This window comes from Pedobacter sp. L105 (assembly GCF_009765875.1).
Taxonomy (GTDB): domain Bacteria; phylum Bacteroidota; class Bacteroidia; order Sphingobacteriales; family Sphingobacteriaceae; genus Pedobacter.
In genome coordinates, this window is the sequence record NZ_LMUP01000005.1 from 153,659 (window position 1) to 176,718 (window position 23,060).

The 23,060-nt window shown below is 40.3% G+C and carries 18 protein-coding genes; 5 read left to right on the plus strand and 13 right to left on the minus strand.

Annotated elements, in window-relative coordinates; all coding sequences use genetic code 11:
• Window positions 1-84: 84 nt before the first annotated feature.
• Entirely contained in the window at window positions 85-2,439 is a 2,355-nt protein-coding gene (locus tag GSQ84_RS12170) for a glycoside hydrolase family 3 C-terminal domain-containing protein (protein WP_216848914.1), read from the minus strand.
• A 232-nt stretch (window positions 2,440-2,671) separates the two neighbouring features.
• Here GSQ84_RS12170 and GSQ84_RS12175 point away from each other — a divergent pair, with 232 nt between their 5' ends.
• Window positions 2,672-3,409, plus strand: coding sequence for an NUDIX domain-containing protein (locus tag GSQ84_RS12175; RefSeq protein ID WP_158797540.1), 738 nt, complete (start codon window positions 2,672-2,674; stop codon window positions 3,407-3,409).
• 5 nt (window positions 3,410-3,414) lie between these two features.
• On the opposite strand, the gene GSQ84_RS12180 is transcribed toward GSQ84_RS12175, so the two are convergent.
• The 4 genes from GSQ84_RS12180 to GSQ84_RS12195 all read right to left on the minus strand — a co-directional run bounded on the left by GSQ84_RS12180 (window position 3,415) and on the right by GSQ84_RS12195 (window position 9,982).
• Window positions 3,415-4,821 (minus strand): efflux transporter outer membrane subunit, encoded by a 1,407-nt coding sequence (locus GSQ84_RS12180; RefSeq protein ID WP_158797541.1) that lies wholly within the window; start codon window positions 4,819-4,821, stop codon window positions 3,415-3,417.
• Between the two features lie 28 nt (window positions 4,822-4,849).
• Complete coding sequence (locus tag GSQ84_RS12185; protein ID WP_158797542.1) at window positions 4,850-8,062, minus strand: efflux RND transporter permease subunit; 3,213 nt, start codon at window positions 8,060-8,062, stop codon at window positions 4,850-4,852.
• Between the two features lie 6 nt (window positions 8,063-8,068).
• Window positions 8,069-9,235 carry an efflux RND transporter periplasmic adaptor subunit gene (locus GSQ84_RS12190; RefSeq protein WP_158797543.1) on the minus strand — a complete coding sequence of 389 codons (1,167 nt, stop codon included), beginning with the start codon at window positions 9,233-9,235 and terminating at the stop codon, window positions 8,069-8,071.
• A gap of 156 nt (window positions 9,236-9,391) precedes the next feature.
• A complete protein-coding gene (locus tag GSQ84_RS12195) occupies window positions 9,392-9,982 on the minus strand; it encodes a TetR/AcrR family transcriptional regulator (RefSeq protein WP_158797544.1) in 591 nt (196 codons plus the stop codon).
• A gap of 317 nt (window positions 9,983-10,299) precedes the next feature.
• On the opposite strand from GSQ84_RS12195, the gene GSQ84_RS12200 reads away from it, so the two are divergent.
• Window positions 10,300-10,704, plus strand: coding sequence for a DoxX family membrane protein (locus tag GSQ84_RS12200; protein WP_158797545.1), 405 nt, complete (start codon window positions 10,300-10,302; stop codon window positions 10,702-10,704).
• On the opposite strand, the gene GSQ84_RS12205 is transcribed toward GSQ84_RS12200, so the two are convergent.
• Window positions 10,701-11,372, minus strand: a complete 672-nt coding sequence (locus tag GSQ84_RS12205) for a GDSL-type esterase/lipase family protein (protein ID WP_158797546.1) — start codon at window positions 11,370-11,372, stop codon at window positions 10,701-10,703. The genes GSQ84_RS12200 and GSQ84_RS12205 overlap by 4 nt on opposite strands.
• Window positions 11,373-11,611: 239 nt before the next feature.
• On the opposite strand from GSQ84_RS12205, the gene GSQ84_RS12210 reads away from it, so the two are divergent.
• The 3 genes from GSQ84_RS12210 to GSQ84_RS12220 are packed head-to-tail and all read left to right on the plus strand — an operon-like array spanning window position 11,612 to window position 14,199.
• Window positions 11,612-12,418 (plus strand): ABC transporter permease, encoded by an 807-nt coding sequence (locus GSQ84_RS12210; RefSeq protein ID WP_158797547.1) that lies wholly within the window; start codon window positions 11,612-11,614, stop codon window positions 12,416-12,418.
• The gene (locus tag GSQ84_RS12215; protein ID WP_158797548.1) at window positions 12,418-13,191 is read left to right on the plus strand and encodes an ABC transporter ATP-binding protein; all 774 of its coding nucleotides are present in this window, start codon (window positions 12,418-12,420) and stop codon (window positions 13,189-13,191) included. Before GSQ84_RS12210 ends, GSQ84_RS12215 begins: the two co-directional genes overlap by 1 nt.
• Window positions 13,192-14,199 (plus strand): MlaD family protein, encoded by a 1,008-nt coding sequence (locus GSQ84_RS12220; RefSeq protein WP_158797549.1) that lies wholly within the window; start codon window positions 13,192-13,194, stop codon window positions 14,197-14,199. It abuts the gene before it with no gap.
• A gap of 151 nt (window positions 14,200-14,350) precedes the next feature.
• On the opposite strand, the gene GSQ84_RS12225 is transcribed toward GSQ84_RS12220, so the two are convergent.
• The 7 genes from GSQ84_RS12225 to GSQ84_RS12255 all read right to left on the minus strand — a co-directional run bounded on the left by GSQ84_RS12225 (window position 14,351) and on the right by GSQ84_RS12255 (window position 22,907).
• Entirely contained in the window at window positions 14,351-15,721 is a 1,371-nt protein-coding gene (locus GSQ84_RS12225) for a RagB/SusD family nutrient uptake outer membrane protein (protein WP_158797550.1), read from the minus strand.
• Between the two features lie 17 nt (window positions 15,722-15,738).
• Window positions 15,739-18,837: a TonB-dependent receptor gene (locus GSQ84_RS12230; RefSeq protein WP_158797551.1), complete on the minus strand. Its 3,099-nt coding sequence runs from the start codon at window positions 18,835-18,837 to the stop codon at window positions 15,739-15,741.
• A gap of 318 nt (window positions 18,838-19,155) precedes the next feature.
• Window positions 19,156-19,686 carry a ferritin gene (locus tag GSQ84_RS12235; protein WP_158797552.1) on the minus strand — a complete coding sequence of 177 codons (531 nt, stop codon included), beginning with the start codon at window positions 19,684-19,686 and terminating at the stop codon, window positions 19,156-19,158.
• Window positions 19,687-19,792: 106 nt separating this feature from the next.
• The gene (locus tag GSQ84_RS12240; protein WP_158797553.1) at window positions 19,793-20,158 is read right to left on the minus strand and encodes a hypothetical protein; all 366 of its coding nucleotides are present in this window, start codon (window positions 20,156-20,158) and stop codon (window positions 19,793-19,795) included.
• Window positions 20,159-20,225: 67 nt separating this feature from the next.
• Window positions 20,226-21,074: an SDR family oxidoreductase gene (locus tag GSQ84_RS12245; RefSeq protein WP_158797554.1), complete on the minus strand. Its 849-nt coding sequence runs from the start codon at window positions 21,072-21,074 to the stop codon at window positions 20,226-20,228.
• A gap of 74 nt (window positions 21,075-21,148) precedes the next feature.
• Window positions 21,149-22,051, minus strand: coding sequence for an AraC family transcriptional regulator (locus GSQ84_RS12250; RefSeq protein ID WP_158797555.1), 903 nt, complete (start codon window positions 22,049-22,051; stop codon window positions 21,149-21,151).
• Between the two features lie 22 nt (window positions 22,052-22,073).
• Window positions 22,074-22,907, minus strand: a complete 834-nt coding sequence (locus GSQ84_RS12255) for an SDR family oxidoreductase (protein WP_158797556.1) — start codon at window positions 22,905-22,907, stop codon at window positions 22,074-22,076.
• Window positions 22,908-23,060: the final 153 nt, after the last annotated feature.

A 23,060-nucleotide genomic window follows, 5' to 3' on the forward strand; every position in this document is an offset into this window, starting at 1 on the left:
ATTACCTTTTCGCTCTGAAACTGAGTGAACAAAAACCCCCCGCTATTAAATATAACGGGGGGTTTAGATAAAAATAGCAGCTAATTATTGCTGATTGATTTGTTTAACGATCTCATCCAGCGTTTCGAAGGAGAAATGACCACCAGAGAAATACACCAATTTATAAGCCGGCAGATCACTCAGGAAAGACATCATCATCAGATCAGATTTTTTCTTTGCCTCTGTCTGCTCGGTAGTCATATTTTTAGGCGGGGCCTGATTAACATCTACGCCAAAACCCTTTAGCAACTGAGGATAAAATTTTTCTCCTCCGGGATGGGCAAGAAATTCTTTGACCATAGAATTACGGGTGATTGGCAATACCACAGGTTTAGATAAACTTACAGTAACCATTTTATCCAGGGGAAGCCCTGCAGAAGAACCACCTGCCAGAATATGGAAAACACCAGGGTTTACCGCCCAGTCGTGCAGCCTCACATTGTAATAAGCAAAATCGCGTTTGCTCAATTTAAATTCAGCAGTTTTCTCTTCTCCCGGTTCCAGTGCCAGTTTAGTAAATGCTTTCAATTCTTTTACCGGGCGTGAAACGGTAGCATCTGTGTTGCCTACATATAACTGTACTATTTCTTTACCAGCTACCTTACCAGTGTTCTTCACTTTTAACTTTACCGTCAGGCTATCTGTATCCTTGATCTGATCAGCACTAAGCTCCAAATCTGAATAGGAAAAAGATGTATAACTCAAGCCATAACCAAAAGGAAATAGCGGTTCAATTTGTTTTTTATCATAATAACGGTAACCAATATAAACGCCTTCCCCATAATTTGCCTGCTGGTTTAAACCAGGAAATTCAAGTGCAGTCGGCGTATCATGAATAGACCCGGCAAAGGTTTCAGATAGTTTACCTGAAGGATTTACCTTTCCGCTCAATACATCGGCCATTGCACCGCCAGAAGCCTGACCAGTTAACCAACCTTCAACTACGGCTTTCACCTTGGGCAACCAGGGCATGGTAACCGAAGAACCATTCATCAAGACCACTATTGTGTTTTTCTGTACAGCAGCTACAGCTTCAATCAGTTTATTGTGCGCTTCAGGCATATCCATAGAAGCACGGTCAAAACCTTCCGACTCATAACTATCAGGCAGACCGACAAAAACCACGGCCACATCGGCATCTTTAGCTGTTTTAACCGCTTCAGCAATGAGTTCATCTGTTGTTTTATCCTGATTTTGATACCCTTCAGCATAACTGATCTCCTTACTGCCGGCATATTTCTGCATTTCTGCGTAGGTATTGGAAATTTTAATTGGATTTACCTGTGAGCTTCCTGCGCCCTGGTATCTCGGGTTTTTAGCAAAACCACCAATAAAAGCGATCTTCTGTTTTTTCACCTGTAAGGGTAAAATATGATCTTCATTTTTTAATAGCACAATACTCTCCGCTCCTGCTTCCCTGGCCAAGGTGTTGTGCTGTTCGGCATCAAATTTAGCTCCGGCTTTATGGCTGTCTTTTGCTTTTAAAATCACGGCCAATAGTTCTGTCACACTTTCATCAAGCGTAGCTACAGGAAGTTTTCCATCTTTTACAGCTTGGATCAATTGATTTTGATTGATCACACCGCTGCCCGGCATTTCCAGGTTAAGTCCTGCATTCAGGCCGTTAACACGGTTATTGACCGCACCCCAATCGGATACTACAAACCCTTTAAACCCCCAGTTCTTACGCAGGATATCTCTGAGCAGCAATGGGTTTTCTGAAGAATAAACCCCATTTACCTTGTTGTAGGAAGCCATAACTGTCCATGGTTTACCTTCTTTAACGGCAATTTCAAATGCCGTCAGGTAAATTTCATGCAGCGTACGTTCATCTACATTAGAACTGCTGGCCATCCTTTCAAATTCCTGGTTATTGACGGCGAAATGTTTTAAGGATGTACCTACCCCTTCACTTTGTACCGCTCTGATATAGGAGGCTGCCAGTTTACCTGCCAGTATAGGATCTTCAGAAAAATATTCAAAATTTCTGCCGCCCAATGGAGATCTTTTCATATTAATTCCTGGCCCCAGCAGGATCTGAACATCATTAGCTTGGCTTTCCTGTGCCAGGGCTACACCCACCCGCCCTATCAGGTTAACATTCCAGGACGACGATAATGCTGATGCCGTAGGGAAACATGTTGCAGGTACTGCCTGTCCAAGCCCACCATCTTCAGCTTTACGTAAACCATTCGGTCCGTCGGTTAAAAAGATGGAAGGGATGCCTAATCGCTTAACCGCATAAGTCTTCCACCATCCGTCACCGCTCAATAGCAGTGTTTTTTCTTCCAGCGTCATTTGGGAAACCAACTTTTTCGCTTTCTCAGGATAGTTTAGCTGTTGTGCCGAACCATAGGTTGGGATGGCCAGCAATAAATAACATATTGATTTATATTTCATTTGAATTAAGGTTTAATAAGTAAAGTGTTAAATGAATCTGCTTTTAAAACAGGGCTAATGGTGAGGTTACCCACTTGAATAATAGACTTGTTCATTACATTAGTTTAAAGGAGAATATTTGGTTAAAGCATAATGAAAAACTAAAGTTTTACATTATTGCTTCTTTATGAAGCAATGTATAATATTTTATTTAAATTCCCTAATATTTATTTTAGGCTTATAATTGCAGTGGATGAAAAGAGATGAAAAATTAATAGAGATGAGCCGGCTGATGTGGCAGCAGGCCTTACCTCATATTTCAGTAGACAGTGTAGTATTTGGTTTTCATGAAAATCAGCTAAAAGTACTACTGATAAAAATTGCGTCGCTCGACAAATGGCTTTTGCCTGGCGGATATGTATTCAAAAATGAAAATCTATATGATGCGGCCGAGCGGGTATTAAAAGAGCGTACCGGAGTAGATAAAGTTTATCTGCAAGAGTTTGGAACATTTGGAAACATTAACCGCTCTGAGGGATTTTTTGACGCCTATGATGATGATCTGTGGCATAAGCAACGTTTTATTTCTGCGGGATTTTATGCGCTGGTAGATTATACAGCGGTGAATCTGGAAGTAGATTCTATCAGTGAAAGCTGTGAATGGAAAAGCATTGATGATTTACCTGAACTGGGAATGGACCATCGGTCAATGTATGATACTGCGCTGATTGCTTTAAGACAGCAATTAAGTTATAAACCTTTAGGAATGAATTTATTGCCCGAGCGTTTTACCATAACGGAATTACAAAAACTCTACGAAACGATATTGGGAAAAGAATTGAACAGGGGCAATTTTTACCGCCGGATTATGCGCTTTGGCATCCTGGTAAAACATGAAGATCAGCGTAAAGGCGGGGCGCACAAAGCGCCCAACCTTTACAGCTTTGATCCTGTAAAATATCATGAGTCCCTGCAGGGCATGGACTGGTAAAATGGCTATTTCCAACCACCACCTAATGCGCGGTATAAATTAACCACAGCCTGCAAACGTTGCAGCTGGTCGCTCACGCCACTCAATTGTGCGGCCAGCAAACTTTGTTCTGAAGTCAATACATCTGTATAATTGGTAGCAGAGCTGAAACGTAACAGTTCCCTGGTATAATCTACAGATTTAGTTAAAGCTACAATCTCTTTAGCCCTGGAATCCTGTTTATCTACGGCCGACTGATAGGCATATAAATAATTGGAAACTTCCTGTCCAGCTACAAACAGGCTTTGCTGAAAACTGTTCATCGCCTGCAATTGTGCAGATTGCGCCGTAGTTAAGCGTTGTTTGTTCAAGCCCTGATTAAATATAGGCTGTGTTAAACCGGTGATTACAGAATAAAAGATCGAATTATCAAACAGATTTGACAATTTCAAACTGGATACCCCACCGCTTGGCGTAATGGTGAAACTTGGATAAAAATAAGTTTTGGCCAGGTTGGTGTTTTCGAAAGCAGCCCTGAAGTTAAGTTCTGCCTGCTGCACATCCGGACGGTTTTTCAACAACTGTGAAGGTAAACCTATGGCTAGATTTGCAGTGGTTGTTTGCACATCCAAAGTTGTCCTGTCAATAGGTCCCGGAGCTTGTGCCAGCAATATAGCCAATGCGTTTTCCATTTCACGGATATTTTGTTTCAAGTCTGGAATGGTCACTTCCGTTGCATAACGGCTGGCTTCACTTTGTACTACAGCCGCACCCGTTACCACATCACCTTCTTTTAACACTTTCATGGTCTCTACACTAGAAATACGGCTTTTCAGCGTTTCCTGCGTAATAGCCAATTCTTTATCATAAGAAAGCAGTGCAAAATAATCATTGGCAATATCTGCGATCAGCTGCGTTTGCACTGCTCTTTTTGCAGCATCACTGCCCAGGTAACTTGCCAATGCCGATCTTTTAGCACTGCTGAGTTTACCCCATACATCTGCTTCCCATGAAGCACTCAATCCCAATTGCCAGGTATCTGACTTCAGGTTGATGTTTAATCCGGGAGGAAAGTTTAATGCGGCCTGAGAAGACTTCGCATGTGTTTCCTGTGCATTACCACTTAGCGTAGGATAATAAGCCAATTTAGCCTGTTTCAGTGTTGCCTGTGCCTGCACAATATTCTGTATGGCATTTTTCAGGTTTACATTTTGATCAAGGCCCCTCTGGATCAGTACTTTCAGCTTTTCATCAGAGAACAAACTCTGCCATGGCATATCTGCCATGGTTGTAGAATCTGCGTTTACCTGATCGCGGTATAAACCATCGGTTTTTACCTCAGGACTCTTGTAGCGTTTGGTTACCGAGCAGGCGCTTAACAAAGCTGTCGCTGCCAGTAATACAAAAACCTGTTTGTTATATCTATAAGTCATCTTGTTCTGTTCTAATTTTAAAAATGAGCTATGCTGTTGGTGGTTCAATCAGTTTCTGTTCTTCAGCACCTTCGATTCTTTTAGTCTCGTGTTTGGTAGCTACTTCTTCATCATCATCGTCCTCATCATAACCGTTTTTAGCCGGTCCACTGATTTTCTCCTGTAAAGTCTGGAAAATGACAAACAATATCGGGATCACAAATACCCCAATGATAGTACCGATCAACATCCCGCCTACTGCACCTGTACCAATAGACCTGTTACCTAAGGCACCTGCACCGGTGGAGAACATCAATGGCAACAGTCCCAGGATAAATGCAAATGAAGTCATCAGAATTGGTCTTAAACGGGCTTCAGCTCCATCAATAGCCGCTTGTAAAATTGGCATTCCATTTCTTCTCCTGTCCAGCGCAAACTCCACAATCAGGATCGCATTCTTGGCGAGTAGTCCGATGAGCATGATCAGCGTAATCTGCAGATAAATACTACTGTTCAGTTTAAAGATCACAGAGAAGATAAATGCACCTGCTAATCCAAATGGAATAGCTAACAGTACAGCAAACGGTAAAATATAACTTTCATATTGTGCACTCAATAAGAAATACACGAACACAATACATAGGATAAAGATAAACACGGTTTCTTTTCCTGAAGCCAGCTCTTCCCTTGTCAGACCAGAAAACTCATATCCATAACCTGCAGGCAATGAACTTGCGGCAACTTCCTGGATCGCTTTGATCGCATCACCAGAACTGAAACCTACATTTGGCGCACCTGTTTCTGAGATAGAGGTAAATAAGTTAAACCTGGTAATCGTTTCCGGACCAAAAACCCTGGTCATGGTTACAAAAGCAGTAATAGGCGACATTACACCGGCCGTATTTCTGACAAAGATTTTGTTTAAGCCTTCCGGATTTTTACGGTACTGATCATCCGCTTGCACCATTACACGGTATTGTTTACCGAACTCATTAAAGTTTGAGGCATACAAACCACCATAATAACCTTGCATTGTAGTCAGGATGGTGTTTTCACTTACCCCTGCTTCCTTAGCTTTCTCCAGGTTCACATTCATCATGTACTGAGGAAAATTCGGGTTAAAGGGTGTAGTGGCATATTGAATTTCAGGACGTTTTGATAAATTAGCCAGGAAATCATTGTTCACTTTAAAGAAGTCTTCTGTACTATGTCCTCCTTTATCCTGTAGCTGGAATTCAAATCCCCCGCTCTGTCCAAAACCCTGTATGGTTGGCGGAGAAATAAAGAAGATCTGTGCTTCTCTGATACCGCCAGTTTTCATGAAAAGCTGCTTTATCACATCGTCTGATGATAACTTACGGGCATCCCATGTTTTAAGTCTTACAATTACCATACTGTAAGCACTACCGGCACCTGCTGTAAAGTTTTGTCCTACAATACGCAGCGTACTTTCTACTCCCGGAATGGTATGGGCAATACTATCTACTTGTTTAGCAACTGCTGTTGAGCGCTCCATGGATGATGCCGGAGGTAAACTGATATTCGCAAAAACAACCCCCTGGTCCTCCGCAGGAACAAATGAAGTTGGTGTAGTTTTCATCAGATAAAATAAACCTGCCGATGCAACCACAACCATACCTATAACCAGCCATTTTTTACCTGCAAGGAACTGTACAGAACGTTTGTAACGATTAGTCAAACTTTCAAAAGCAACATTAAAAGCCGTGTAAAAACGCTGAACAAAACTTTGGTGTTTGTGGTCATCCTCATGTGGTTTTAGCAACAGCGCACATAAAGCAGGACTTAAGGTTAAGGCATTTATCGCCGATAAAATAATGGCGACAGCCAGCGTAACCCCAAACTGTTTATAAAATACACCTGTAGAACCGGCAATAAAAGTTACCGGAATAAATACAGCCGCCATCACCAGGGTAATGGAAATAATCGCTCCGGATATTTCGTTCATCGCATCGATGGAAGCTTTCCTTGCAGATTTATAACCCGCATCCAGCTTGGCATGAACGGCCTCTACTACTACAATCGCATCATCCACCACAATACCGATGGCGAGTACCAATGCGAATAACGTTAATAAGTTAATGGTAAACCCAAATAAGTTCAGAAAAAAGAATGTACCAATAATCGCTACCGGAACTGCAATAGCCGGAACCAGAGTAGATCTTAAATCCTGAAGGAAAATAAAAACAACGATAAATACCAGGATAAAGGCTTCAACCAGGGTATGTACCACTTTATCGATAGAAGCATCCAGATTTTCGTTTACATCTACCAGGTAAGTATATTTAACTCCCTTTGGAAATGTTTTGGAGGCATCTTCAATGATTTTTTTAGAGTTGTTAATTACATCTCTCGCATTGGAACCCGGAGTCTGGGTAATGGCCATACCTACTGATTCTTTACCATCTAAACTGATGGTGGAGGTATATGTTAATGCACCAAGCTCTACCCTGGCAACATCTTTTAACCGCAACACTTGTCCATTGCCAACAGATTTGATAATCATATTACCAAATTCTTCTGCTGTAGTTAAACGCCCTTTATAACGGATCACATATTGGAAAGCCTGATTACTGTTCTCACCAAATTTACCTGGTGCAGCTTCAACATTTTGGTCGGCCAATACGTCAGAAATATCACTTGGCAATAAACTGTATTGCTGCATAATTTCCGGTTTTAACCAGATCCTCATCGAGTAATCTTTAGATCCAAAAACCGTAGCGGTACCTACACCTGTTACCCTTTGAATAGCGGGAACTAAATTGATCTTCGCATAATTTTGAAGAAAGGTTTGGTCGTATGTCTTATCATCACTATATAAAGCAAAGATCAACAAATTACTGCTTTGACTTTTTGCTACCTGCACACCTGCAAGGGTTACTTCAGCAGGTAATAAACTCGTAGCTCTGGAAACCCTGTTTTGCACGTTTACAGCAGCAATGTCCGGATCTGTTCCAGTTTTAAAGTAAACGGTTATTGTTGCAGAACCATCATTGGCAGACGAAGAAGTCATGTAAGTCATGTTATCTACCCCGTTGATCTGCTCTTCCAGCGGTACAACAACACTTTTTAATACCACATCAGCACTTGCCCCGGTATAAGATGTGGTTACACTCACCGTCGGCGGTGCAATATCAGGGTATTGCGCTATAGGCAGGGAGGTTAGTCCCAATATCCCCAGAATTACAATAATCACGGAGATTACTGTAGAGAGTACTGGTCTCTGTATAAATCTTTTAAACATTAGTTCTTATTTTAAGTCCGCGTAAACAGTTGCTGGTTGCTGTACATTTGCTTTAACCTTAGTACCATCTTTTACAGAAGTTACACCTTCCAGTAAAATCTGATCACCAGCTTTCAAACCACTTTCTACCACATAATAGGTTCCGTCAGTATCCTCATCCACTGTTATTGCTACGTTTTTGGTGGTACCATCTTTTGCTACCACTACTACAAAGTGTTTATCCTGTAATTCGTAACTGGCACTCTGCGGAATGATAATCGCATTTTTCAATACATTTGGAATTCTTACGGTAGTACTGCTACCGCTTCTCACTATTCCTTTAGGGTTAGCAAAACGTGCACGGATATTGGCAGATCCAGTAGCGGTATTAATTAAACCATTTACAGTTTCTATTTTACCCTGCTCAGCATATAAAGTTCCATCAGCCAGTATTAAAGATACTTTTGGGAGCTTTGCAATCTTACCGGCGAAAGAAGTACCGGTGCTGTCTTTCGTAAAGCTCAGCAGCAATTTCTCATTAAATGCGAAATAGGCATATACATTTCCAATACTCGAAACAGTGGTCAGGGCATCAGTAGTAGTAGAGCTTACTAAACTTCCTAAGCGGAAAGGAATAGAACCTACTACCCCATTTACCGGACTGGTTACCAGTGTATAGCTTAAATTAACTTTTGCATTGGCCATAGCTGCTTTAGCGGAAGCCAGCGCTGCCACTGCCGAATCATAACTATACTGTGCTGATTCCAGTTCGTACTTACTTACAATTTCCTTATCTACCAATGGTTTCACTTTAACTACTGCCAGTTTAGCCGTACTCAACTGAGCTTGCGCAGTTTTAATACCTGCATCAGCTGTTCTCACTGCTTGTTCGTATTGAGGATCATTGATTTTAAATAAAGGCTGACCAGCTTTAACAACTGCACCTTCATCAACATATATCTTTTCTATATAGCCCTCTATTCTTGGTCTCACGTCAATATTCTGCTGTCCCTGAATACTTGCCGGAAAATCCGTGTTTAAAGTGGCAGAACGGAGCTGTATATCCAGCGCCTTATATTCTTTCACCTGGTTAGCTGCTGCAGCCGCCGCGGCTGCCTTTTCTTTATTATCGCCGCATGAGGCGAGGGTTAAACCTGTAAGGAACAGGAGCCCGATCTGCATTGTTGTTTTCATTAGTCTGTGTCGATTTTTAAGAGTCATGAAGCTATCATGAGCTTCGTTAGGATTCGTTAATGGTAAGCTCATGATGTTTTCATATTTTAATTTAGTCTGAACGTTCTATTTATTAATACGATTTATTTGATTTTCTGGTTATTCTCTTCTGCCCGGTTAATCCTGATACAGCATTTCAAAAATTATATTTTTTCTTTGCTTCATCATCTTGATATATTCTGCATCACTAATTCTTAAGACGCTCTTCTGTAATGAAGCAGATACTACAGGATAAGACATTAAAGAAAGTAAATTCATCATAAACTGTCTGGGATCCATTGTTTTAATATGCCCTTTTATCATCTCCTCTTTGATCTCCGCCAGAAAGGGCTTAATGAACAAATCATGTTTTCCATCCAATTGAATTTCAGCATGCCGTTTCTCCTCAGTGATCACAAAAAGCTCGCGGTAAGGATAAGCAATGATCAGATCCAAAACAGTGTCAATCATCTTTTTCAATTTCACTTTAAAAGGATGGTTACCTGTTAAAATAGGTTCCATGACCAGGCGCCACTCCTCTTTTCCTTCCTGTATGATCTGCTCAAAAAGAATATCCCTGGAGCGAAAATAATAATGTACCAGGGTCCTGTTCACTCCCGCCGCATCCGCGATATCCTGTGTGGTAGCATGCAGCTTACCCTCCGAAAAGAAAATCCTTTTAGCGGTATCTTTAATTAACTGCTCTGTACCTGTATCCCTCGCTGCCATTTGTTTATTAAAAAAGTTTAATATTATTATTTAACAAAATTGTTAAACAAATATATAAACCGGTGTAATAACATATATCATGCCATTGACATTTTAGATAAATTCAACTGATCTTGTTACAGAAATGCTGTAAGCTAAATATTAAAAAGAGATTAAATCCCTTTCAAAAAAACAAAATAAAACGGATATAAAAAAAGCTAATAGACGAAGAGATGAAACTCACCGACTAAATCACTATCCTGCTTTTTTTATTTTGGCAACTTAGGCCGATGTGAAAATTTAAAATAACATTATATTTAAATCAAATAGATCAAGCGATGAGACATAAAGATTTTAGTTACCTGCTGGCACGTTTACCATTAGGCATGAGTCTGTTCGGGCATGGTTTAGCCCGTTTGCCTAAATTAACAGCCTTCAGTCACTGGATGACCGGCTCTTTCAGCAAATCCATCTTGCCCCAATCACTGGTACAGCCATTCAGCTATGCTTTGCCTGTAATAGAATTTACCATCGGAATTTTGTTACTGCTTGGGCTTTTTACCCATTTGGCTATTTTGCTGGGCGTGGTTACTATGCTGGCCCTGATATTCGGCTCATCATTGTTAGAACAATGGGAAAATGTATTTATTCAGCTGATATATGGAATATATTTCGCGCTTTTATACCGCTATGTCTATTATAACAGGCAATCGTTCGACCAGCTCATCATTAAACACACTTAGTCTTTCAACAAATAAGGTATTAGCAATTTGTTCCATATCTGATAGCCTGTGGCATTCATATGCAACATATCCTGTGTAAATAAACTGGGTTGCATGTTATTGTTTTTATCCAGCATCGGCTGATAAACATCCAGGTAAACAATATTCTTTTGTGCCTTGATAAACTGTGCGATCAGCAGGTTTGCCTTTTTTGCTTTCTCTTGGTATTTTGCCCGGGAAGGACTTCCTTTAATAGTCAGATATACGATAGGTACTACAGGCAATTTAACCCTGATGTCTGTATATAATTTCTTAAAATCATTTAAAACAGTTTCCGCATCCGGAGAACTGATCAGGTCGTTCTCTCCTACATAGATCACCAGCTGTTTTGGATGATAAGGAAACACGATATCATTCAGGTACCTGTCTACGTCGTTTGTTACAGCACCTCCAATCCCTCTGTTCAATACCCTGTAGGCCCCAAAACTTTTATAAAAATCGACCCACTTCCTGATCGAGGAGCTGCCTATAAATAAGATAGGATCTTTCGGAGGGGCATATTGCTGATCGTAAGCTTTAATCGTTTGCACATCATTCCAAAAGGGAGCTTTTTCCTGTGCAAAAACAGAAGAACCGGCAAGCAATATAACTATATGGATAAAAGATACGGATTTTAATAATTTTAACATCTGCTTAAATTAAGTAAATATGAACGTAAATATAGCGCTACAGGTACATTCTAACTCATCATTCCTGTGTCATTTTAAGGTCAGGTAACCTTAGCTTTATTACCTAAATCTTACATTTGACCAAAACAAATAATTAGTCAGTATAAAATCTAAAAACAATTTTAACGTTTTATTGCTTTCTAATATTGAGTCAATATAATCCTGAATTAAATTATATTTGGCCGCATCAAAACTAAAGAATGGATCCAAACGCAGAAAATCCGAATATCCCGCCACAAAAATATTTTATTTCCAAAAAAGTGGATGATTTTTTCTTCACTATCTACACTATTTATCAATTTATCCTGCGTTTCTTCAGGGAATTGTTTATACCGCCCTATGAATTTAAAGAAATCATCCGTCAGTGTTATGAGGTAGGCGTTAATTCTCTTCCGCTAATCTCACTAACCGGTTTTATTACCGGCATCGTATTTACCAGCCAGTCCAGGCCTTCGCTAGCCAATTTTGGAGCTACATCATGGATTCCTTCCCTGGTTTCTATTGCCATTGTGAGGGCTCTTGCCCCTCTTGTGACTGCTTTAATTGCTGCCGGTAAGGTAGGTTCCAACATGGGTGCAGAACTGGGATCGATGAAAGTAACGGAACAGATAGACGCTATGGAAGTTTCGGCAACCAATCCATTCAAATTCCTGGTGGTAAGCCGTATCATTGCTACTACTTGTATGATTCCTATTCTGGTAATGTATACTGCATTTGTTGCCTTATTAGGATCTTTTTTAAATGTACACAGTAATGAGCAGACAAGTTTTGTCATGTTCTTTTCACAGGTATTTGATTCTCTCAGCTTTTTAGACCTGTTTAGTTCATCCTTTAAATCAACTGTATTTGGGTTTACCATTGGTGTGGTAGGCTGTTATTGCGGATATAACTCTACTAAAGGTACTGAAGGTGTAGGCAAGGCAGCTAACTCTGCCGTTGTTGCCGCCATGTTCCTGATCTTTGTAGAAGAAATAGTAATTGTTTCAATAGTAAATGCTTTCCGATAATGGTAAAAGAACAGAAAGCAATAGACAAAAATAATGCAGTTATCTCTATTAGGGGGCTGCAAAAAGCCTTTGGAAACCTTCATGTGCTGAGAGGTGTAGATCTCGATGTTTACCAGGGAGAAAACCTTGTAGTACTGGGACGCTCCGGTACAGGAAAATCTGTACTGATCAAGATCATCTCCGGTTTACTTCTTCCTGATGAAGGTGAAGTAAACGTATTGGGGCAGGAAATTGCGGAGCTGAAAAACCGCGAACTCATGGAGTTAAGGTTAAAAGTAGGTTTCTCTTTTCAAAACAGCGCCCTGTATGATAGTATGACGGTACGTCAAAACCTGGAATTCCCACTGGTTCGTAATTCAAGGGGTTTAAGACGCAGCCAGATAAACAACGAGGTAGAAAGCGTACTGGATGCTGTGGGACTTTTACAAACCATCGAACAAATGCCTTCAGAATTATCTGGCGGGCAACGTAAACGTATTGGTATTGCTCGCACGCTGATCCTGAGACCAGAAATCATGTTATATGATGAGCCGACTGCCGGTCTGGACCCTATTACTTGTATTGAAATTAATCACCTGATCAACGAAGTACAGCAGAAATATAAAACTACTTCCATTATTATTACACACGATTTAACCTGTGCCAAAGAAACTGGCGACAGAATTGCTATGCTACTTGACGGACAATTTGCTATTCAGGGAACTTTCGATGAGGTCTTTGCGAGTGACGACCTTCGTGTTCAATCTTTTTACAATTATAATTTCACACAATAAATGAGCGCTTCACAAAACAAAAAGTCGGTTATAGTAGGTATCTTCATCCTTATCGGAGTTATTATCTTTATTGCAGGTGTACTTACACTCGGCGGAAAGCAAAAACGATTTGTCAGCACAATTACCCTTAAAGCTATATTCAGTAATGTAAACGGAATAGCCGCCGGTAATAATATCTTTTTTTCGGGTGTAAAAATTGGTACCGTTAGCAAAATTGCCTTTTATGGAAATGCGCAGGTTGAAGTAACCATGCACATTGAACAATCTGCACAACAGTATATTCACAAAAATGCACAGGCCAAATTAGGTTCTGAAGGTTTTATCGGTAATAAAATGATTGAAATCCTGGGTGGTACCACACAAACGCCTGTTGTAGAAGACGGCGACAGGCTGGATATCGCTGCAGCATTAAATACCGATGATATCATGAAAACCCTGCAGGAGAACAATAAAAACATCCTGGCTATCACTACAGATTTTAAAACAGTAAGTGCCGGTATGGTTAAAGGAAAAGGTACACTGGGTACTTTACTTTCCGATTCATTAATGGCACAGCGTTTACAGCAAATGACTATCAACCTTGAAAATGCTTCGGCAAGTACAGCAAGGGTAACAGCAGCCGTTTCACAATACACGTCCAAGCTGAACAATAAAGGTACATTAACCAATGAGCTACTTACTGATACAGTGGTATTCAGCAGCATGAGAACAGCAGTAAAAAGTTTACAGCAAACTGCTGCATCGGCCTCTCAAATGACCAGTAACCTTAAAGCAACTACAGATAAACTGAACTCTGATAAAAATGCAATTGGTGTATTGCTGAATGACGAAGAAACAGGAACACACTTAAAAAATACAGCAGTTAACTTGGAGTCCAGCAGCAAAAAACTGGATGAAGATCTGGAGGCTTTACAGCATAACTTCCTGTTAAGAGGTTTCTTTAGAAAGAAAGCTAAAACGGAAGCTAAAGCAGCAGAACAGCAGCAAAAAACACAGGGACAGCAATAATACTACCTCTGTTATCCCATATTTATTTTTTGAAAAGGCTATCATTTATTTGATTAGCCTTTTTTATTTTATGAGCGTTGGAACAAAGGCAGCCATAAAAAAGGGATGTACCACTGTACATCCCCGTTTCAAATTAAACCTGAGTGCTAAATTAATAGCCTGTATTTTGCACTAAATTTTTATTGGCATCCAGTTCCCTTTGTGGAATAGGGAAAATCAAAGCTGTAGAATTCCATGCCACAGAACCAATATTAGTCTGTGTCCTTTTTGCATCATTTAAAGAGAACCCTTCAAAAGCAAATTCACGTGTCCTCTCCAACAGAATATCGGCCAGCGTAGCCGAAGTGGTGGTTAGGCCTGCCCTGCCCCTGATCACCGCCAGGTCTTCCAGAGGAGTAGCGCCAACAGCAGTAGATAAACGAACGTTAGCTTCAGCCCTGATCAGGTACATTTCTGCCAGTCTGATGATGGCTACATTACCGTACTGGTCTGCAAATTTAGACGTAAACAGATCGCCATCATCGTAGAAGAAATCTTTTCGTGCATCCCCGGTTTCATAAGTGGCATCTATCCAGTCGGGGTCAATAGATGCATCTCCCCTTCCTCCATAAGAAGAAGAAGCGTAATAAGTATTAAAATTATTAACACCCGTTAAGTTAGTCACCTGCATGGCAAAAATATCTTCTACAGTATTGGATCCCGGCTGCGCAGGATCGCCCAATGTTTGTACCGTAGGAAATGCTTTGGCAAAGGTAGAGGCCAGCTGATAATCACCTGAAGCAATTACCCGGTTTGCGGCATTCAGGGCATTGTTATAATCACCCATTTGCAGATATACCCTGGCCAGCATTGCAGCAGCGGTATACTTAGTCGCAAAAAAGCCATTACTTTCAGGTAATGAAGCCTCTGCATCCGTCAAATCCTTAATCACCTGCTGATACACAGCCGCAACTGTAGAACGGCTTACATAACTGGCTGTCGTAATTGCTGTTGTAGGTGTCAATACGATCGGTACACCCAGATTCGTAGCTGGACTGCCATCGTTATAAGCTTTTCCAAAAACCCTCACCAGATCGAAATAAACAGAGCCTCTGATAAATTTGGCTTCTCCTCCAACCCTTGCCTGATCTGCAGCATCTACTTTGTCAACTGCACTGATCACATTATTTACATCGTTAATTGTTTTATAACCATTCAGCCATACATCTTCCACAAAACCATTGGAATTAATAATGGCCTTATTGATCAGTTGCGTTAATCCTTCAAAGGTTCCTGTCCAGACAATTGCGTTGGTGTTGGCTAAAAAATCAGACATCAGGAAAGGTCCTCCCCCATAAAAATTTGCATTTCCAAGATCGGAATAGGCACCCACCAGTGCTGCCTGTACATCTTTTGAGGTATTCAGTGCCTGGGCCTGCTCAATGGTATCTTTAGGGGTCACATCCAGCGGTTTCTTGCAGGACGATAGCAAAAGTCCAACTACGGCTATCGAAAATAAAGTAAAACTATATATCTTTTTCATAAATTTCATTTTTAGGATTAAAGCCCAATGTTTACACCAAATGAGATCACCCGGGCTTGAGGGGCCGAGTAAAAATCTATTCCCTGGTTAATGTTCGTCGACTGATAATCTGCGTTCACTTCCGGGTCCCAGCCTTTATAACCGGTAATCGTTGCCAGGTTTTGTGCAGAGGCATATATCCTTAACTTTGTTAACTTCATTTTACTTAAAACACTGGGAGGAATACTATATCCCAGCGTTAGTGTTTTCAAACGCAGGTACGAACCGCTGGAAAGGTATCTGGTAGAATTACCTACACCATTTCCATAACCCAAACGCGGCTCAGGGACATTGGTCACCTGCCCTGGTGTTGTCCAGTAATTGAGCTGGTCAATCGTTTGGTTATCAAATCCATTGGACGCTTCTGCACTCATATACTGACCACCACTATTATAGATCTTATTGCCGGTCACGCCCTGGATAAATACAGAAAAGTCGAAGTTTTTATAAGAAAAAGTATTGTTCATCCCATAGTTGTACTTAGGATTGGGATTTCCGGCATAGATTCTTTGTGCCTGATTGATATCATTGGTGGTAGCCCTGTTAAGAGTACCATCGGCATTTTTTGTATTCAGATAATAGATCGCATCTCCATTTGCAGGATTTACTCCCGCATATTCAGGCAGATAAAACACACCCAAAGGCTGCCCTGCAACAGCCGCATTAATTTCATTGGTATTTAAAACCTGTCCGCCCAGATCAGTGATTTTATTTTTGTTTACCGACCCTGTGATAGCAGTAGACCATCTGAAAGCTCCAATCAGGTTTTCTGTATTAATTCCTAATTCAAAACCTCTGTTGGTCAGCTTACCCAGGTTTTCAATTTTAACTGCAAACCCACTGGTCTCCGGTACAGGTACATTCAGCAGCAGATTAGAGGTGTTTTTTTGATAATAATCGAATGTACCCGTAACCCTGTTACCCAGTATGCCTACATCCAAACCTATATCAAGCTGTTTGGTTTTTTCCCAGCTCAGGTCTGGATTAGCTATTTGTGAAGGTATCTGTCCTGGTAAACCACCATAAGCCCCTGTACCACTATACAGGCCGCGTGCAGAATAGTTTCCTATTTCGGCATTTCCTGTTAAGCCATAACTTATCCTCGGCTTTAACAGGCTGATTACCGGTAGAGACTTCATGAATTGCTCTTCAGACACAATCCAGGCTACAGATCCCGCAGGAAATACACCATAACGGTGGTTAGCCCCAAAACGTGACGATCCATCTATCCGGGTACTGAAACCAATCAGATAGCGGTCGTTGTACTTATAATTCGCCCTTGCAAAATAAGATAAAAAGCTGTAGGCATTTTCATTACTGGTAGCGATCTTTTTAGTAGCTGCACTTTCCAGTTCTTTGTAAGCATCACTGGGAAAATCCGTCCCTTCAATATGGTTATATTTGGTAGTCACTTTTTGATAACTGGAACCTAAAACCGCATCGAACTTACTTTTGTCGCCGAAATTGGTATTGTAGCTAAAGTAATTGTTGGTGTTTGAATTGATGACAAACGTAGAAATATTCTCTCCGTCCCCATTTGCGGTACCGGTATTCCTGAATGTAAGCGACCCATAATAGCTTTCTTCATTTTGATTTAAGTTGTCAATAGAAAACTCACTGGTAAACTTTAATCCTTTTAAAATTTTCACATTTGCAAAAGCCTTACCTATGGTACGGTAAACCGTAGCTTTATAAAAAGCATTATCCACCGATAAAAGAGGATTATAATAAACAGGATAACTGGAGGCTTCCCCTGGTAAACTTCCGCTTTGCAATCCTGTCCTTGGATCAATCAATGGAGTAATTGGAGATAAAGCAACAATTTGCAAAGGACTGGAAAAAGCGTCATCATTGGATAAACGATTGTTGATACTGTTGGCAAAATTAAGGTTGATCCCTACTTCCAGAAAACTGGTTGCCTGATTCGTCAGGTTTAACCTGCCGCTGTATCTTTTAAAACTATTGCCCACTAAAATCCCTTCCTGATTAAGTGCCTGGCCACTCAGGTAAAATTTAGTTTTGTCGTTACCGCCACTAAAATTCAGATCGTATTGCTGCGTAAGCGGTTTATCCTGGAAAGCTTGGGCTTCCCAATCGGTATTCACCTTATAGGTCTGGTAATCGTTATTTCCCGCAGAATATCTTTGTAAACGGCTCTCCACAAAACTGGAGTAATCATCTAAAGCATCTTGTAAAGTAGCATATTCACCAGCCTGAAAATCCTGGTTAGCGGCTCCTACGCCCGCCCGGCGTTCCAGGGCCACAAATTGCTCGGCATCCAGAAACTTACGGTGGCTGGTTGGAGAACTAATTCCTTCCAGCACGTTAAAATTGATCGCAGTTTTACCCGCTTTACCTTGTTTTGTGGTTATTAAAACCACTCCGTTAGATGCCCTGGCCCCATAGATCGCAGAAGCGGATGCATCTTTTAAGACTTCAATGGACTCAATATCATTTGTATTCAGGTCCGCCAGCGGGTCTGTTGGTGCAATGGTGCTCGACTGGCTGTCTGTAGTCACGGGAATACCGTCGATAATATAGAGGGGTGCACTTCCTGCGGTTACAGAGGCCGACCCCCGTACCCTGACCGTTATCCCCTGACCTAACTTACCGTTTTGTGAAGATATCATCACGCCAGCAGCTTTACCCTGCAGGGCAGATTCAAAACTTGTCACCGGGATGTTCTCCAAGTCCTTAGCTTTTACTTCGGCAACAGATCCGGTAAGATCTCTTTTAACAGCAGTACCATAACCTACTACCACTACTTCTGACAGATTGTTAAAATCTTCCTCGAGGCTAACATCAACAGTAGTGCCGGTCAGGTTTACCTCTTTCGGTTTATAAGAGATGTAGCTAAAAATTAAAGTTTTGGCGTTTTCAGGAACGGTTAACCTGAACAGGCCATTAACATCAGTCTGGGCACCAAATGAATTTGATCCTTTGACGGTAATACTTGCACCAGCGATGGGTTCTGAATTTGACGTAGTGACCTTTCCGCTGATCACTTTTGTCTGTCCGAAAGCCAGAGTAATCATACCAAAGGACAAAACACAACTAAATAGTAGTTTTTTTGTCATATCGTTAAGTTTAGATAATAAAATAAGATTTATCTTAAAATAGCGATTTTATAATAGACATAAAAACTACAAACACCTCAAAATATGATATTTATATATTATTTAATGATTTTATATTGATAAAATTGAAATTTTCATATTAAAAACCAATTAAATCTACATTAAAATACACTAATTTCAATAAAAACTAAAATCAAGGATAACAAAACATGCAAAAATCACATTAATTCATTTAGCAATAATAAAATGAAAAGAATAGACAAAAAAAAATCCGCTTATCTAAAGATAAACGGATTTTAATGTATCCAGATGTTTTAATTAAGCTTCGCTATTATATTCTATATCGTTAACGTGTTTGTCAATTTCCCATCTTCCAGTTCCTTCTTCCCCAATTACTTCAAACAATTCCAGTGCACGTCTTGCTTTGTATTCTTCTTCACGTTGTTCTTTAAAGAACCAGTTCAGAAATTCAATAGTTACAAAATCCTGTTCTTTATAGCAATTTGCAGCGATGTTTTTAAGCGACTGTGTTACGCTGATCTCAGCTTCCAGAGCTTCTTCAAAAACTTCTTTGAAAGAATTAAATTCCAATTGTATATTAGTTACCTCAGGAGATATTGCATTACCGCCCATATCCAGGACATATTTGAATATCTTCATCTGATGCATTCTTTCTTCTTCAGATTGTTTAAAGAAATAGTCAGAAGAATAATCAAACCCATGACTATCACACCATGAAGCCATTGCAAGATATGCTGATGAAGACTGAGCTTCTTTTTTTATTTGTTGATTCAAAAGTGCTTCGATCTCAGTTGAGAGTAAACATTGAACACGAGTGATGTCTTTCATAATATTTCTAATTATTGTACCAGTCTTATTGGCAACAAAAGTAGTGCTATAAATTAATATCACAGCATGTAATAGAAATATGGAAAGATTCTAATTATAAAGAAGCCTAAGCCGTAAGGCGGTATACCCTGTCATGTAAAATGCGGTTCAGCTCTAGCATTACAAAAGTACCTTCAATTAATTCCCTGATAGCTAAAATTTGTAGGGTATTTAATACATAACAATGATCGCATGCGCAGATGAACACAATTTCAAGATCAGCGGTTTTTTCAGAGTTCATTAAAATCATTTCGATGTCAATGGCGTATACAGCTTTTCTCAACTTCATCAAAGAGCGGTAATCAAAACGGGCAAGCTTGCCAGCGAAATCTATATACCAGCAATTCTCCTTGTCTGACTGAAAAACAGCTCCGTTACTGGTTTGAAATACTTCTACAAATTCAACTGATGGTGCTATAACTACGTTTTGCATTAACAAATGATTATATGCAAATATTGGCATTATTTAGACTTGATACAAACAATTTGTAAAAAATATTTTATTGTGCAAACTCTGTTGCCATAGCTAATTCTTCACACCTATCCATTTCATTTTGTATACTTAACATTCTTTTGTCGGCCGCATCATAGGCATCCTTACCTAAAAACAAGGTTAGAGGCGGACTTTCCATTGTTGAAATGGCAATGAGCGCTGCCACTGCCTTCTCCGGATCGCCTGGTTGATTACCATTGATCCTTTCCTGATGCGCTTTTTGTGATGCCCTGACTTCAGCATATTCCGGAATTTGATTTTCAGGAACGCCTAACGAACCGGCAGAAAGGAAATTGGTCCTGAAATGACCAGGCAAAGCGACTGTAACATTTACGCCAAAGTCTCTAACCTCGGCCGACAATGATTCTGATAAACCTACCACTGCAAATTTAGTGGCGCAAAAAACGCCAAATCCGGGTATTCCTCCACTAAAACCATGAGTAGAAGAAATATTAATGATATGCCCCGATCCCTGTTTTCTTAAATAAGGCATGGTATTTCTGATCACATTCAGCATCCCAAATACGTTAACCTCAAAATTAGCCCTGGATTCTTCGTCACTGAGTTCTTCCAGGCTACCGATCAATCCATAACCCGCATTGTTCACTACTGTATCAATGGTACCAAAATGTTCCACAGCGGCTTCAACAGATTGTTTCACACTATTTTCATCACGGATATCTACCACGAGTGGCAGAAAGCTTGCGCATCCTGTTCCAAGCTCATTTTCCAGATCCTCTTTGTTTCTTGAAGTAGCAGCTACATTGTATCCCTCAGCTAACAGCTGTTTGACTAAATATAATCCCAGTCCCTTGGAAGCACCTGTAACATACCATACTTTTTTTTCTCTTCCCATGATTGTTGATTTCGTATAAAAAAATTAGCCCTTCCTTAAACCCTTAAATGATAACGTTAAACGTATTACTAAATTCAAACATTTCTGAAAGAACCCGGGGTAAATGAAGTTTGCTTCTTAAAAAAATTATTAAAATGTGCAGCCTCTTCAAATCCAAGGCAGTAACCAATTTCGGCCACATTCCAGTCGGTATGCTTTAATAAAGATTTAGCCTCAGCAAGAAGGCGTTGTGCAATCAGATCTGTCGTAGTCTTACCTGTTGCTACTTTAACCGATCTGTTGAGGTGATTTACATGTACCGCCAGCTTTTCTGCGAAGTCCTTTGCAGAACGCATGGAAAATCGCTGAGAAGGCGTTTCAATAGGAAACTGACGCTCCAGCAATTCTGTAAATACAGCCGCAATACGTGTCTTCGCATCCGGATGCTGATACAGGTTTTCTGTAGGTTCCGATTTTAATGCGTAATGCGTTAGCTCCGTTACATAATTACGTAACAGATCATATTTAAACACATATTCAGATTCAATTTCTTCCAGCATCTTTTCAAAGATGCCAGCTACAAACTCTTCCTGTTTCTCGTCCAGCACATAAACAGACTTCCCGCCCATACTAAACATAGGCAATTCGTTTAAGCTGCCGCGGATCTTTTCCGTAAAGAAAGATTCTGTAAAAATACAGAAGTAACCTTTAGCAACTTCTGTTAAACGCTCAATCGTATAAGGAACATTCGGATTAAAGAAGATCAGGTTTACCCCATCTACGATAACACTTTTATCGGCATAATGATAAATATGCTTGCCATAAAGCAGTGAAACTTTATAAAAGTCCCGGCGGCTATATACTGCAGGCGTACTACCAGGCCCGATGCAATCCATCAGTCTGAATACATTAAAATGCCCTACCCCCTGCTGTAAAGTTTGCGGAACATTAATTGACTTCTGCTGATAAAACTGTTCCAGTGTTTCCGTCTTAGCCATACTTTAAATTTAATGAATAATTTTAATAATCTGTTGAAACAGTTAATGTTGCGAACTCTTTCAGTTCATCTGCCAGTGTTTCAACTTTTTTTAATGCCCTATTTTGCGCGTCACTTCCTATGAACAAACGGACAGGCGGGTTCTTCATTGTTACCAGCTCAATAAATACATCCGCTGCTTTATCAGGATCTCCGATCTGTGCACCATCCATATCCCTGTATTTAGCATGCGACGCTGCTACCGAAGTGTAACCTTCAATTCTTTCAGCTGCATAAGCAATAGAATCTGCCGAAAGGAAATTTGTGCGAAATCCACCCGGCATTACTACCGTTACTTTGATCCCGAATTCTTTTACATCTTCTGCCAGCACTTCAGATAAACCAACGATAGCAAATTTAGAAGCTGCATAAACCGACCAGCCAGTTGCTCCGGCGAACCCGCCAATGGAAGAAATATTGATGATATGTCCTGATTTTTGTCCGCGCAGGTAAGGCATCACCTGCCTGATCACGTTTAATGTACCAAATACGTTGACATCAAAATTACTTCTTGTTTCACTGTCGGTCAGCTCTTCTATTGTTCCGCCAATGCCGTAACCTGCATTGTTTACCACTACATCAACCGACTTAAATATCTGCCATGTTTTTTCCAGTGATTCTTTTACGCTTTCATCACTGGTCAAATCTACCTCAAGCGGCAGGAAATCAGACGATTCAACATCCACCGCTTCAATCAGCTGTTTAAGATTTCTGGATGTAGCAGCCACACGGTATCCATCTTCTAATAATTTTTTAACAAGGGCCAATCCTAATCCCTTAGAAGCACCCGTAACGTACCATACTTTTTGAGTATCCATAATTGTAATATTAACTATAACAAAGTTAACCAGGTGTTAAGATTCGCAATTACAGGATTCAAACCATTGGTTGCAAAATTCAAACATTTTTTCTGTCAATTCTAATACTACAATCAAATGACTTCCTGGTCAATCTTTTTGAGTGGTATAATC